This window comes from Blastocatellia bacterium, from assembly GCA_016713405.1.
Lineage (GTDB): Bacteria > Acidobacteriota > Blastocatellia > Chloracidobacteriales > JADJPF01 > JADJPF01.
On sequence record JADJPF010000022.1, the window covers coordinates 109,263 to 123,435 of the forward strand.

The 14,173-nt window shown below is 36.5% G+C and carries 12 protein-coding genes; 4 read left to right on the forward strand and 8 right to left on the reverse strand.

Annotated elements, in window-relative coordinates; all coding sequences use genetic code 11:
* Positions 1 to 8: 8 nt before the first annotated feature.
* Entirely contained in the window at positions 9 to 1,622 is a 1,614-nt protein-coding gene (locus IPK14_21995; GenBank protein MBK7995948.1) for a M28 family peptidase, read from the reverse strand.
* Positions 1,623 to 1,900: 278 nt separating this feature from the next.
* On the opposite strand from IPK14_21995, the gene IPK14_22000 reads away from it, so the two are divergent.
* Positions 1,901 to 4,054 (forward strand): DnaJ domain-containing protein, encoded by a 2,154-nt coding sequence (locus IPK14_22000; protein MBK7995949.1) that lies wholly within the window; start codon positions 1,901 to 1,903, stop codon positions 4,052 to 4,054.
* An 82-nt stretch (positions 4,055 to 4,136) separates the two neighbouring features.
* Here IPK14_22000 and IPK14_22005 read toward each other — a convergent pair whose 3' ends face one another.
* The 4 genes from IPK14_22005 to IPK14_22020 are packed head-to-tail and all read right to left on the reverse strand — an operon-like array spanning position 4,137 to position 7,326.
* Complete coding sequence (locus tag IPK14_22005; GenBank protein ID MBK7995950.1) at positions 4,137 to 5,276, reverse strand: acyl-CoA dehydrogenase family protein; 1,140 nt, start codon at positions 5,274 to 5,276, stop codon at positions 4,137 to 4,139.
* Between the two features lie 5 nt (positions 5,277 to 5,281).
* Entirely contained in the window at positions 5,282 to 6,076 is a 795-nt protein-coding gene (locus IPK14_22010; protein MBK7995951.1) for an enoyl-CoA hydratase family protein, read from the reverse strand.
* Positions 6,077 to 6,111: 35 nt separating this feature from the next.
* Entirely contained in the window at positions 6,112 to 6,519 is a 408-nt protein-coding gene (locus IPK14_22015; protein MBK7995952.1) for a RidA family protein, read from the reverse strand.
* Between the two features lie 30 nt (positions 6,520 to 6,549).
* Positions 6,550 to 7,326, reverse strand: a complete 777-nt coding sequence (locus IPK14_22020) for a 3-oxoacyl-ACP reductase FabG (protein ID MBK7995953.1) — start codon at positions 7,324 to 7,326, stop codon at positions 6,550 to 6,552.
* Positions 7,327 to 7,535: 209 nt separating this feature from the next.
* Here IPK14_22020 and IPK14_22025 point away from each other — a divergent pair, with 209 nt between their 5' ends.
* The 3 genes from IPK14_22025 (at position 7,536) to IPK14_22035 (ending at position 10,103) form a co-directional block, all read left to right on the forward strand.
* Positions 7,536 to 8,084, forward strand: a complete 549-nt coding sequence (locus IPK14_22025; GenBank protein MBK7995954.1) for a peroxiredoxin — start codon at positions 7,536 to 7,538, stop codon at positions 8,082 to 8,084.
* A gap of 51 nt (positions 8,085 to 8,135) precedes the next feature.
* Positions 8,136 to 8,609: a redoxin domain-containing protein gene (locus IPK14_22030; protein ID MBK7995955.1), complete on the forward strand. Its 474-nt coding sequence runs from the start codon at positions 8,136 to 8,138 to the stop codon at positions 8,607 to 8,609.
* A gap of 312 nt (positions 8,610 to 8,921) precedes the next feature.
* Complete coding sequence (locus tag IPK14_22035) at positions 8,922 to 10,103, forward strand: hypothetical protein (protein MBK7995956.1); 1,182 nt, start codon at positions 8,922 to 8,924, stop codon at positions 10,101 to 10,103.
* 53 nt (positions 10,104 to 10,156) lie between these two features.
* Here the strand turns inward: IPK14_22035 and IPK14_22040 are convergent, their stop codons facing one another.
* From IPK14_22040 to tadA, 3 genes are all read right to left on the reverse strand, one after another.
* Complete coding sequence (locus tag IPK14_22040) at positions 10,157 to 10,816, reverse strand: pyridoxamine 5'-phosphate oxidase family protein (protein ID MBK7995957.1); 660 nt, start codon at positions 10,814 to 10,816, stop codon at positions 10,157 to 10,159.
* A 162-nt stretch (positions 10,817 to 10,978) separates the two neighbouring features.
* Positions 10,979 to 11,602, reverse strand: a complete 624-nt coding sequence (locus IPK14_22045; GenBank protein ID MBK7995958.1) for a hypothetical protein — start codon at positions 11,600 to 11,602, stop codon at positions 10,979 to 10,981.
* A 12-nt stretch (positions 11,603 to 11,614) separates the two neighbouring features.
* On the reverse strand, positions 11,615 to 14,155 hold the full coding sequence (gene tadA, locus IPK14_22050) for a Flp pilus assembly complex ATPase component TadA (protein MBK7995959.1): 2,541 nt from the start codon (positions 14,153 to 14,155) through the stop codon (positions 11,615 to 11,617).
* Positions 14,156 to 14,173: the final 18 nt, after the last annotated feature.

Below are 14,173 nucleotides of genomic sequence, written 5' to 3' on the forward strand. Positions count from 1 at the left end.
TAATTTAGTTATTTTTTCCAGCGATCTACAACTAGGCGATTTTCCAAATTTGCTACTCGCCAAGCTGTAGCATAAATTAAACGTGAAATTCTGGTTAATTTGTCAAAATCTATCTTTTCTATTGTATCTGTAGACTTATGATAATCTGCGTGTAAGCCTGTAAAGTAAAAAATAATTGGTATGCCATGTCTAGCATAATTGTAATGATCACTTCGGTAAAATAGCCGACTAGGATGACTTTCCTGGTTATAAGTGTAGTCAATCTTCATCTTACTAATTTCTGTGTTAGTCTGCTCACTAAGTTTATGTAATTCACTACTATGTTTATCCGACCCAATCAGATAAATACTATCTTTATCCGTTAATTCTCTATCAAGAAAAGAAATCTTTTCGCCTGTCCGACTACGACCAATCATATCTGCATTTAAGTTTACAATAATATTATTTAACGGAATTAAAGGTTCAACATCTACAAAATAACTAGAACCTTGAAGCCCCATTTCTTCACCTGTATGAAACACAACTAAGATAGATCGCTTAGGTAATACACCTTCAGCTAAAACATGTGCAATAGTTAAAATTGCAGAAGTGCCAGAAGCATCATCATCTGCGCCACAATAAATATTTTTGCTATCAGATTTTAAGTGATCATAATGCGCACTAAGTAAAACATATTCATTTTTGAGTTTTGGGTCATTACCTTCATAAACAGCAACAACATTTTGAGTTTGTTTATAAAGTGTTTCTACAGATAAATTTAAGCTTAAAGAAACTGCTAAGTCTTTTGTGGAGTGTTTTTTACTAACTTGATCTGCCTCAAAGTAATCTGTCAAAGACAAATTTATTGAATTTAATAAAATTTTTGCTAAATTAACACTAATATTTATTTCTGGTAATTTTTTAATAATAGGTAATTTGCTTTCATTTGCTTTTACCATTTGAAATAAATCTTCATCTTCAACACGGTATTTAGACCAATTTGGAGTTGTTTCTTCTTCTGGTAATACTAAAACAACTTTAGCTCCACGTTCATAAGCGGCTCTAGCTCCATATTGGCTATAACTAGCTTGTCTAGATAGTGATTTGGGTAAATTAGCACTTAAGAGAACAATTTTGTCTTTAACATCAATATTTTGATAATCATCCTGAACCCCTGGTAAAGAAACCCCATAGCCAACAAACACCACAGGTGCTTCAACTGAAAGATTGGTCACTGTTGTAGTAAAAAAGTCCTTTCCAAAAGCAAAGTTTTCATTATTTGAGTTTGGCAAGCTACTGCTAACTTTTATATATGAATTTTTTGCATCAATTAATTCACCAGCAAACTTGATATTTTGAAAAAAGCTTCCATCTTGTGCCGCACCTCGGTAGCCAAAAGACTCTAGCTGACTAGCTAAATATCTAGCCGCAATACGATTACCATCGCTAAAAGTATATCGTCCACCTAGTTCAGCCGAAGCCAAAAAGGATAAGTGCCGTTTTAGTTCCTTTTGTGTAATAGCAGATAAAGCATTTGCTGGTATACTAGGCAAAGTTCTACTACTAGCACTAACTCCAGCTATTAATAATTGAAAAACTATGAGAAAGACAAAAATTTTTCTGTTAAGTAATAATCTTTTCATAAAGTTGCAAGATCTCTGCTGTTAAGAAAATTATATAAAATTTTCTTAGATCATAGACGATAGTTTAGTTAATTGGCAATTATATAGTGGTTAGAACTTATCTATCTTTTTGTCTTAATAAAATATGGTGCGAAACTGCATACGGAAAATCGGCACCAACATTATATAATTAGCAAGATTTTTTATCTATTATCCGCTACTATACGAATGTTAAAAATTTATTAAATATCCATCCTGGTTATTGATTCTAAGGAGGTTGCGCTCTTAAGTTAATTAAGTTGCGCCAAATAAGCTTGATGAAAGGCCAACTCTCACAATGCTCTTTTAGTGAAGTTTTACACGAACTTTATAACAGCCGTGCCAATGGTATATTGACAGTTACTTATAATAAACAAACTAAAGCAATATTTATTGAAGATGGTAGCCCTGTATTTGCATTAAGTAATTCATCAGAAGATCAATTAAATAATTATTTAGTTTCTACTGGCAGAATTAATGCAGAAAAAATGGCTAGTTTTGGGGCTAACACTAATGTACAACAACTAGCACAAAAATTAGCTGAGAGTGGTTTAATTGCTGTCAATGAGTTAGATACAGCCTTACAAGAACTTAATACTAATGCTATATTATCTGTTTTTAGCTGGGAAGATGGAACATTTTCTTTTGAGAAAAAAGAACGCGCACGAATAGCAATGAGCGGGAAAATAGCTAAACCTGCTCCACATTTGATTTTAGCTGGCGCACGAACTATTAAAGATCTTAAACTCTTAAAAGTCCCTTTTCCAGATACAAATGTAGTAGTAAAACTAGCTACTAACACTCAAGAAGTACTAGCAGGTGCAGAATTATCTGCTGAAGAAACACAAATATTATTCTCCTTAAATGAACCTACTGCCGTACAACAAATTATTAATATCTGTGGTTTGCCAGAACTAGAAGCATTTCAAGCTATGCATGGTCTTTATACTGTTGGGTTGTTACAACCTGCTGGGGAAGTGCCTAAAAAAACTCTTGCTCCACCTCCTCCAGTAAATGACTTTACACCAGCAGCTAGAGAGAAACGCCCATCAAATCAAGAAGATACCCCTCGTGCATATGATATTGTTCCTAAAGCTGTAAAACCTGCTACTAGTACAACTACTAGTTCCCCTGATGAAGAAGAAGCCAAATTTCAAAAAGAAGTCACCAGAATGCTAGCTTTTTTTGCTTCCGCTGATCTTTATGAAGTTTTAGGAGTTACTCGAAAAGCAACAGAAAGTGAAATTAAAAAAGCTTACTACCAGTTAGCTAAAAAATATCATCCTGACCGAGTACATAAAACTAGCTCTACAGATCTTAAAAATACTGTAGAAAAAGTGTTTGCTAAAATTACGGAAGCTTATGACAAATTAAAGGATGAAAATACTCGTAAGCGTTATGATGAACAGATAAGAGGAAAGGCATCTAGCGGGGGCAATCCGCCATTAAATAAAGTACCTACTCAAACACCTCCTAAACCTCCTGTAACCAGTCAGCCAACACCAAGCCCTAGCCGTGTTAACACACCACCTAACCCAATGCCACAAGTTAGCCAAACACCTCCACAACCTCCAAGAACGAGTCAGCCTAGTCCAACACCTTCTAACACTGCTCCAAGTGGCCCGGCAACACGTCCTAATCCAGTTCCACCAAGTCCAACTCCACCTGTTGCCCAAAGCCCTATTTCTAGACCAACTGCACCAAGACCAGCACCCGCAGTAGCACCAGCTAGACCAATGGCAGCTAGTCCATCTCCTGTTGTAGCTAGTGCGCAACCTGCTATGGCAGCAGCCACAGCAGCAGCTAAACCACCAGAAGGGGTTGCACCTGTTACACCTAACAAAGATGTTAAATCTCCTGGTATGGCAGAACAAGCATTTAACCAAGGCTGTCGTGCTTTTAATAACCAAGATCTAGCCCGCGCAGCTTATCTATTTCGTGAAGCTGTTAATCTTAGTCCAGATAATAAAGATTATCGTGTACAGCTAGTAGAAGTGCTAATGAAAAACCCTAAGTGGTTTAAAGATGCAGAAGAACACTTAGCAGTATTGATACAAAAAGAAAAAAATAATGCCAATTATCATACATTGTTGGGGATAATTTACAAAGCTTCTGAAAAGTACCCACAAGCTAAAGCTAAGTTTGAAGAAGCCTTAACTTATGACCCTAGCTATAAACCTGCCCGCAAAGAAATGGCAGAATTAAAAGCTCAAGGATTAGATACACCAAAAGTTGAGCCTCCTAGCGGTTTAGCAGGACAATGGGCAGCTTTACCAAGAAATACTCAACTAGGCATAATGGGCGGAGCTATTTTACTATTAGTAGTTTTTGTCTATTACTTTTTCCTTGCTAGTCCAGCACCAACACCTAAGCCAAGTCCAACACCTAGCGCAAGTGCTAGCCCAGCACCATAAATTTTCAACTTTTATAAAAAATAAAAGGCAGATCTAAAAAATCTGCCTTTTATTTTTGTTTCAATAATTTAGAAACAATATTTTATTTTAAGATTTGGCTAGCTATAACTATTTTTTGTATTTCCGAAGTGCCTTCATAAATACGAGTTGAACGAATATCCCTATAAAGACGCTCTGTAATCACTCCATGCACTAATCCGCTACCGCCATGAATTTGAACTGCTTGATCTACAGCACGTTGAGCCGATTCTGTAGCAAAAAGCTTTGCCATTGCTGCTTCACGTGTAATTTTTCCCCCTTGATCTTTTAACCAAGCAGCACGATAAACCAGCAATCTAGCTGCGTCTAGCTCTGTAGCAATTTCAGCTAACTTAAATTGTGTTGCTTGAAGTTCACTTAATGGACGGTTAAATTGTATTCGATTTTTTGCATAACTAATTGCTTCATCTAAAGCACGTGTCCCCATACCTAATGCCATTGCTCCAACACTAGCGCGAAATGTATCTAAAACACGCATTGCTAGCTTAAAACCTTGCCCAGGCTCGCCTAAGAGTTGACTGCTAGAAATTCTACAATCATTAAATGTTAATTCCCCAATTGGATGAGGAGATATTAACTTAAGTTTTTTTATGGTTATTCCTGGCGTGTCAGCATTTACTACAAAAGCCGAAACTCCCTTGTTTCCAAGCGTTGGGTCAGTTTTAGCAAATAATGTATAAAAACTTGCTATTCCAGCATTAGAAATAAAGCGTTTAGTCCCATTAAGAATATAATCGTCCCCATCTTTGATTGCAGTCGTCTGCATTGAACCCGTGTCAGAGCCTGCATTAGGCTCGGTGATGGCAAATGCTGCAATATATTCACCGCTAGCTACTTTAGGTAAGTATTCTTGTTTTTGCTGCTCACTACCAGCTAAAGTAATAGCATAACTACCTAAGCCTTGCATAGCAAACATTAAATCTGCTAGCCCTGATATATAGCAAAGCCTCTCACGTGCTAAACAAATTGAACGAACATCAGGCGGCTCAAACTCGCCTCCAAAGCTAGCTGGAACAACTAGCTTAAGTAATCCTGCGTCAGCTAGCTGGCAGATTATTTCTTTAGCGTGTTGGTCTTCGTCCTCACGTTCAAGGTCTAAGCTTGCACGATGTTGATTAATAAAATTAGTAAGTCTTTCTTGAAGTTTTTCGTGGTGTTCAGCAAAAAAAAATTGATTATCCATAATTTTTATTTTTGAAAATTAGCTTTTCGTTTTTCTACAAAAGCTTGATAAGCTTCGTTGTAATCAGGGTGCTGCATACAAATAGCCTGTGCTTGGGCTTCGGCTTCTAATGCTGCGGTAAAGCTCATATTAAATTCTTGATTAAGCATTTCTTTGGTAATAGCCAACCCAAATCCAGGGCCTTCAGCTAATTTTTTAGCCCATTGCCAGGCTTCATTCATCAACTCTTCGCTAGAAACTAATTTATTATAAAGCCCTATTTTTTCAGCATCTTCAGCAGAAACAAAATCACCTGTAAAAAGCATTTCTGTTGCTTTACTAAGTCCTACAACTCTAGGAAGTAAAAAAGCTGCTCCCATGTCGGCTCCAGACAACCCGACTTTAACAAACAAAAAAGCGATCCGAGCCGCTGGGCAAGCAATGCGTATATCAGAAGCAAGAGCAATCATAGCACCTGCACCCGCTACAACCCCATTAAGTGCAGTAATTACAGGTTTACGCAGTGCGCGAATATTTCCAACTAGTTCACAAGTCATTCTGGTAAATTCCAGCAGCCCTGCCATGTCTCGCCCCATCAATTGACCAATAATATCTTTAACATCTCCACCAGAACAAAATCCGCGTCCCTCTCCTGTTACAATCACACTTCCAACTTCCCTGCGGTTTTGTAGAGTGCGGAAAAGGTCTGTTAGTTCCCTGTAAACTTCAAATGTTAAAGCATTAAGTCTATCAGGACGATCTAAGGTAATTGTTGCAACTCGTTCTTTTTCCTCATAACGAAAAGACTTTGTTTCTATCATTTATTAATCCTCTAACTAATTTATTTTACGGCAAGTTAAATTATAGCCATAGCTTCTATTTCAACCTTAGCCTCTGGCTCAAGCAATGACTTAACTTCAACAAGTGCCATAGCAGGAAAATGCTTCCCAATTTCCTTACGATATGCAGCACCAACGGATTTGATTTGGTTTATATATTCTTGTTTATCAGTAACATAGATAGTTAATTTACCAATATCTGTAGCCTCACCTCCAGCAGCTTTTGTTATAGCAACCACATTGCTTAAAGCTTGCTCAAATTGAGCCACAAAATCTTGGCTAACTAGCTTTTGATCCTTATCCCAAGCAATTTGACCAGCAATAAAAAGCACTTGACCAGCTTTTTTTGCCAACATTCCATTGTTATAGCCAAGTGGTTTTGCCCAACCATCTGGATTTATTTTTTCAAATTTTTCTTCAGACATATAACTTCACCTAAAAGGATTAATTTTTAATTAATAAGGAATTGCTCCACCACAAATATTAATGGCTTGGCCGTTGATGCCTGCGGCAGAAGGTGACGCAAGAGCTACAGTTAAAAAAGCAACTTCTTCTGGCTTAAAAAGTCGGCGTTGCGGGGTCATTTGCTCTAAAGCTGTTCGGGCCTGCTCTTTGCTTGCTCCGGTTTTACTCATAATTATATTTATTGCATTTTCGCCCATATCAGTTTCAACATAACCGGGACAAATAGCATTAATTGTAATATTTTTTGTTGCAACATCTTGAGCAGCAGCTTTTGTTAAGCCTAAAACCCCGTGTTTAGAAGCAGCATAAGCACTTATATAAGGTGCGCCAGCTTTACCAGCAATTGAAGCAATATTAATAATTCGTCCCCAACCTCGTTCTAACATTTTTGGAAGTGCCGCTTTCATACATCGAAAAGTGCCATTAAGGTTAACTTCCATTATTTGCGACCAAAGTTCTTCAGTGCATTTTACAATAGGTGCGCTTGCAGCAATTCCAGCATTGTTAACCAAAATGTCACAACCGCCCCATTTTTCTTCTATTTCCCGAAAAGCTTTTTCAACACTTTCAATTTTGGAAACGTCTAGCAAAACAGCTAGAGATGGACGACCCAGGGCATCTATTTCTTGGGCTACTTTTCCAATTTCTTCACTGCTTCGAGCGGCAACAATAACGTGCGCTCCAGCTTGGGCTAAGGCTATGGCACAAGCGCGACCAATTCCACGCCCGCCACCTGTTACTAAGGCTATTTTTCCAAATAATTCCATAATTTTTAATAATTAAAACAGATTTTTTTCAAGATAAGTTGTCAGCCTAGCGCGAAAGTCCGTTTTAAGTCAAGTTATCCTGAAAGCAAAATTTAAGCTATTTCTGGGCGATTTTTCCGGGACTGATTATTGACACTCTTAAGAATCAGAATTATTCTAATTCGCAAATTTGCTAGAAATTAAAAATTCAAATTATACGGAGGACTTATATGTCTCAAGCTAAAGTTGGTCATGCAGCACCAAGTTTTGATATGCCATCTACAAAAAACATTGAGCAACTCAATGAAAATACAAAATCCTGTGATTACAAAGGCCGATGGCTAGTTTTACTTTTCTATCCTTTAGATTTTACTTTTGTTTGTCCAACAGAATTAACTGCTTTTAGTGATGTTTATGATGATTTCCAAGGTATTGGAGCAGATATTGTTGGTGTTTCTACAGACTCAGTTTATTCCCATCGTGCTTGGTTAAGAACCCCACGCAGTCAAGGTGGAGTTGAAGGTCTAAAATATCCTTTAGCAGCAGATTTAACTAAAGAAGTATCCCGCCAATATGGTGTTTTAATTGAAGATAAAGGTATTGCATTACGTTGCCTTTTCATCATCGATCCAGAAGGTGTATTACGTTATGCAGTAGTTCATGATTTAAACATTGGCCGTTCTGCTGATGAAACTTTGCGCGTAATCCAAGCTTTACAAACTGGTGGTCTCTGCCAAGCTAACTGGAGACCAGGTCAAGAAACATTAAAAGTTGGTTAATTGATTGATTAATAACATTTTATTGGCTTGCTTTAAGAAAGGAAAAACCTTATGCCAATGAGAATCGGGACACAACTGCCTTCTTTAGAAGGTGCAACAGAATGGACTAATAGCAACCTTGAAGAAGTAAATTCATTTATTCAAGGTAAGCCAGCTTTAATCCATTTTTGGGCGGTAAGTTGCGGTATTTGCAAGACTAATTTACCAAGAATTGCTGAATGGCGCGACAAATACAAAGAAGATGGCTTAAGAATAGTTGCTGTTCACATGCCACGCTATCCCGAAGACCAAGACCTTGTGGCAGTACGAGAGGCAATAGAAAAATTTGGTATCGTTGAGCCTTGTGCAATAGATAATCTGCACAAAATGCGAGACGCTTTCCAAAATGATCAAGGGTTTGTTCCTGCTTACTACCTTTTTGACCAAGAAGGTAAACTAAAAAGTTTTGCTGCCGGTGAACGAGGTTTAGATATGTTGTCTTCGGCTCTTAACCGTGTGATGACAGCCTTAAAGCCTGCTACTTAAAACTTATAAGCCAACATAGAATAAAAATAAGCGGCCTAAAAGCCGCTTGTTTTATTTTAAAAACTAATATGTCCTGCCAAAACTGGCAATGCTGCCAAAACTGACAAGTAACTTTTCCTGCCAAAACTGGCAAATAGCCTAAATTTAAGCTAAAAATTAAAAATCTACCTTCCATTAACCCATTGTTATACAACAAATAGCTAATTCAAAAATAAATATCAAAATTTTTCCACTATTGGCATTTGTTTTGCCATTGTTCTTGGTCAAACAAACACAAATCAAACATTAAATAAAATCAAGGAGATTAAAACAATGCCATCAATTAATTCTAACTACTCTGCTTCTTACAATAACTATGCTAATAACAACGAAAACAACCAATTTCAAAAAGCTAATACTGCTAAAAACGAGCAAACTGCTAATTCAACTAACACAAACACTCCTAATCCTGATGATTCTGTATTAATCAAAGGTCACGCTCGTGGCGGAGATTTAGCAGCTAATAATTGTGACCCAACAGATCATAAAAATTATAAAGCCGGTGTCATAGCTCCCAAGGATCAACACCAAGAAACTTCCCCCAATTATAACAATTACAAAAACAATCATAATTATGATTACAAATGTAATCCTGCTTATGGCGATATGATGAAAATGAAAATGCAACAAATGTGTGAGCCAAAAAATTCCTATATGGATAAAATGGATAAAGCGAACCAATGTGTTTCCAAAGCTTATGATATGGTCAACAACAACAATAGCTGGGAAAAAGCTGGTATGCAAGAAATGGATAAAAACGGTCGAGCCTACTGCGAACCAAACAAAATGGACAAAATGGACAAAATGGATCAAGCTAAATGCGAACCAGGTCAAGTAGAAGGGCCAAAAGAGCCAAAATTAGGTAAAGTAGTTGATAAAGTATTAGACCTAGTAAAAGATTCCTTAAAAATTGTTAAATCCGTACTTAAACAAAATTCTCAAATCATTGGTTTATTAGAAAAATTAGTTGACAAGCTTAGTGATACAAAAGCCCCAAATTCAACTAATGGTGCTGGTCAAGCTGATCCAACCAAACCAACAACCGGAACTGGTCAAACTGGTCAAACTGGTCAAACTGGTCAAGCTGGTCAAGCTGGTCAAGCTGATAAAAGCAACCCATTTAGCCAAATACTTGATTTATTAAAATCTGTAATTCAAATGTTAAAAGATTTACTAGCAGGCAAACCAGGTGATGACCAAGTTGTTAAACCAGGAATTCCTAAAGAACCAAAAGAACCCGTTGCACCAAAACCACCTCAAATGCCTCCAGGCATGGAGGTTGGCAACCCACCAACTAATAGCAAGGAAATTGAATTAGCAATAGCAGCATTAGAACTAGCTCTTAGTGTGTTAAAGAACAATGCTCAATCACCTGCTGAACAACAACCTCCAACTACTCAACAAGCTCCACAAAATGACATTAAAATGAATATGGCATGGCAAATGAAAGCATAATTATCTTCACTTACTAGTTACTCCCTAGCCCTACCCTACAAGGTAGGGCTTTTTTATTTTATCTTATTTCTATCCATATATTTATAAAGATAATCTGGCACATCTCCAATATTTCTTTCATCTGCAATTAATTCCTTAGTAGCTAGCTGCAATGGCAAAACCCCAGCCCAAACTGGCAAGTTATAATCTTCCTCATCATCAATTGGCTGACCTGTTCGCACTTTTGCAGAAACTTCTGTTAAGGGAAGTGCCAAAACCGAAGTAGCTTTAAGCTCTTGTTCATTGGGAATACGAGCTTCTGACCAGCGGCCCGGCATTATATGTTCAGTAAAAGCTTCTAAAGCTGACATTTTTTCTTCTCTGTCTGTTATTAGCGTTGCACAGCCAAACATCACTACTGATCGATAGTTAAAAGAATGATGAAAAGCCGACCTTGCCAGCACAATTCCATCAATTAAAGTTATTGTAACACAAACATCTATGCCTTCTGATAGCGAGCGCATCATCCTGCTAGCTGTTGAGCCATGAAATATCAATCTATCACCCTGGCGAGCATAACCCGTAGGAATTACATAGGGATTACCATCAGCAATAAAGCCTATATGACAAACAAATCCTTCATCAAGAATTTTATAAACAACATCTTTTTTATAATCACCTCGTTTTGGTAAGCGTTTTAATGTGGTTCGGTCTGTTGGAGTAAATTCTGTCATAAAATCCTCTAAAATTAATTTTATCTAAAGAACCAAAAGTTTCCTTGCTCAGTTTTTTGAATGAATTTATCGTTGACTAAACGACTTTATCAGAAGCAGCAATCAATAAATAAATCAATAAATCATTTAGCTAAAATTCTGTTAAGTTAAAAATTAATTATTTTATTCTCTGACTAAGCTTTGTAAAACACTTCGATCTAGTAAATAAAGTTGAAAGCCTTGGCAATTGTTGTTATTTATAATGGTGTTAAATATAAGTGTAAAAACAACATAATAATCATTTATATTTGAGCAAGCACGAGAAAACACAGTTTCTAAGTTTTTACTCCAATTATCAAAAAAAACTTCTGGTGTGCTAACTAGCGAATCTGCTTCACCAGGAAATGTTAAAGACAAGTTTTTAGCAAAAGAAGTAGCAAAACTTTCAGCTAAAATTTTTAGCACCATTTGAGGAGTAAAAGAAAAAAATGAGATTGGACGGTCACTTTTTGCACCTATTGTGCTAGCAATAATATTTAAGGCATTATCTTTAGAAATAAGTAAAAGGCTAGTAGCAGGTAATTGTCCTTTTATTTCTGTAGAAACAGCAACAGCAATTGTATCAGTAAAATTTAGTTGGTCTTTAATATCTTTGATAGAAAGAAAGTAAACTTTAGCATCTTGAGCTTTAATATTTAAGTTGAGTTTTTTGCTAGCTACAGACACAGCTTGAAAGCTAGATTTTTGGCTTAGTGAGTCCAACATTGTTAGCTGACGGCCTGCAAAAAGTTCTTTTCTATCTAGCATTAGTATTCCTTCCTATCCATAAATAGGCCTTAACACGGTTCTAATACGTGAGCTAAGTTCCTCAGAGGAAAACGGTTTATCTAAGTAATCATCTATTCCTAGAGTAAACCCTAATATTTTATCCTCAATACTATCTTTGGTAGACAAAATAATTACTGGTAAAAACGTAGTTGATGATTCTTGACGTAAAGCCCGTATAAACTCATAACCATCCATACGAAGGGTCATAATATCAACAACAACTAGTTGAGGCGTAAAAGCTAGCATTGATTCTAGGGCTTCAAAACCATCTCTAGCAACTCTAACATTAAAATTTTCACGGGTAAGATAAGTTTGTAAACCAATAACTAAAATCTCATCCCCTTCAACAATTAAAACATTATATTGTGGCCTTTCTGCTACCACATTTGTTTGTTGCTGTGTTGGTAGGTTACTATTAGGTAAAAATATATCTGTTTTATTTAATGGGTAGGATTCGCCTATGATTATTTCCTCCATCAATTCTTCATTGTAATTACTCAATAACAGTTGTTTAGGTGGATTTGCTGCTGAGAGTGAAAGGTTATTTTGATTTATTTTTTGTTCCTGCATTGGAGGCAAGGCCAATCTATTATATTCAGTGGGTAATAGCTTTTGCTGTGGTGCAGCAGCTAATAAATGGTCATTAGCTATAGGGGGAAAAGGTTTTCTAAGGTCAATGCGGCAAAAAGGACAGAGATTCCAATCGGGATCCATTTCTTTTTTACAGCTAGGACAAATATGGATTAAAACATAACTACAATAAGGACAAATACCAAATTGTTGTGTTAAAGTTTTTTCACAACCTGGACATTTATCCCCAATTTTTGAGTCTAAAACAAACACCCTTTCTAGTTCATCAATGGTTGTCACACCATAACGAAGTTTTTCTATACAATCCATTGCCATAGTAAACATACCATTTTCAATAGCTTGTTCTCTAATTTGTATATCAGAAGCATCAGCAACAATTAAACTTTGGATAGAATTATTAACATCTAGCACTTCATAAACACCCATTCGACCACGATAACCAGTATTTGAACATTTATCACAACCCTTACCCTTATAAAAAGTGTAGGAAAAATCTTCTCCTGCCTTTGCTTGTAACTGTTTCATAATATTTGGCTTGGGACTATGAACTTCTCTACAATTATTGCAAATTGTACGAACTAATCTTTGTGCAACAATGCCTGCAAGACCACTAGAAATTTGAAAATTTTCTCCTCCTAAATTCTTTATCCGTGAAATTGTTGAAGCAGCATCATTAGTATGTACAGTAGAAAGTACTAAGTGACCTGTGATAGATGCTTGCAAGGCAACTTCTAAAGTTTCAGCATCTCTAATTTCACCAACCATTATAACATCTGGGTCTTGGCGCAGTGCTGAACGTAGGCCATTTGCAAATGTAAGCCCTTTTTTCTCATTTATTTGTACTTGGTTAACACCTGGAATTTGATACTCTATTGGGTCTTCAAAAGTAACAATATTAAGCTTTTTCTTTAATAGTTCTTTTAGTAAAGCATATAGCGTAGTTGTTTTTCCTGATCCAGTTGGCCCAGTAACTAAAACAATCCCTTGTTTTAGTTCGCTAAAATGAAGCATTAAGCGCATTGCTGATGGAAGTAGTCCTATTTCATCTAAGGAAACTGTACTATTTGAAGCATTTAGCAAACGCATTACTACTTTTTCACCAAACTTTGTTGGAAGGGTTGAAACCCGAACATCAAATTGACGGCCCTCATAAGCCATTATCAACTTACCGTCTTGAGGAATACGGCGTTCAGCAATATCTAGTTTTGCAATGATTTTAATTCGGGAAACAATCCCATTAAGCATAGCTTTAGGGAGTTTCATAATGTCATTCATTATTCCATCAATTCTATAACGAACGGCGACTTCCTGTTGTTGGGCTTCAATATGGATATCACTTGCACCCATACGAGCAGCTTTTTGAAGTATTTTATTAACTATTCTTACGGTAGGAGCCGTTTGACTTTCTACTTTTAGCTTATTTAAGGCCATATTAGAATTGTCATCTTGATCGTTAACAAATTCCGGGCCTTGGCTATAACGAGCATCATTGATTATGTCTTCGATGTCTTCATCTATTGAATAACTTCGCTCTATTGCCGCTCGAATATCGGCATAAGAAGCTACTACAGGTGAAATACTACAGGTTAGCTTAAACTCAACAGCTTGGATAGCATTAAAATCTAGCGGATTGCCCATTGCTAATTTTAGTATTTTCCCAGTTCTGGAGATAGGAAAAATACTATATTTATTAGCTAATTTTACTCCAAAAAGCTGGAGTAACTCTTGATCCACTTCCATATCTGCTGGAAGTTCTACTAAAGGCAATCCTAATTGGGTAGAAAGAACCGATGCAATACCTTTATCAGTAGCATAGTTAAGTGAAATTAGAACTTCCGAAATAGAAACCCAAGGAGTTTTTTCCTTTTCTTTAGTTGCCGCTTCAAGTTCTTTTTCTGTAATTAGCCCCGTTTTAATAAAAATATTTTCTATCTTATCCATTGTGTTTTAGTTAATACT

Coding starts and splice junctions, on each gene's coding strand:
- tadA (MBK7995959.1), bottom strand. CDS start 14,155: ATGGATAAGATAGAAAATATTTTTATTAAAACGGGGCTAATTACAGAA.
- IPK14_22015 (MBK7995952.1), bottom strand. CDS start 6,519: ATGTCTGAAGAAAAATTTGAAAAAATAAATCCAGATGGTTGGGCAAAA.
- IPK14_22045 (MBK7995958.1), bottom strand. CDS start 11,602: ATGCTAGATAGAAAAGAACTTTTTGCAGGCCGTCAGCTAACAATGTTG.
- IPK14_21995 (MBK7995948.1), bottom strand. CDS start 1,622: ATGAAAAGATTATTACTTAACAGAAAAATTTTTGTCTTTCTCATAGTT.
- IPK14_22035 (MBK7995956.1), top strand. CDS start 8,922: ATGCCATCAATTAATTCTAACTACTCTGCTTCTTACAATAACTATGCT.
- IPK14_22020 (MBK7995953.1), bottom strand. CDS start 7,326: ATGGAATTATTTGGAAAAATAGCCTTAGTAACAGGTGGCGGGCGTGGA.
- IPK14_22025 (MBK7995954.1), top strand. CDS start 7,536: ATGTCTCAAGCTAAAGTTGGTCATGCAGCACCAAGTTTTGATATGCCA.
- IPK14_22030 (MBK7995955.1), top strand. CDS start 8,136: ATGCCAATGAGAATCGGGACACAACTGCCTTCTTTAGAAGGTGCAACA.
- IPK14_22040 (MBK7995957.1), bottom strand. CDS start 10,816: ATGACAGAATTTACTCCAACAGACCGAACCACATTAAAACGCTTACCA.
- IPK14_22010 (MBK7995951.1), bottom strand. CDS start 6,076: ATGATAGAAACAAAGTCTTTTCGTTATGAGGAAAAAGAACGAGTTGCA.
- IPK14_22005 (MBK7995950.1), bottom strand. CDS start 5,276: ATGGATAATCAATTTTTTTTTGCTGAACACCACGAAAAACTTCAAGAA.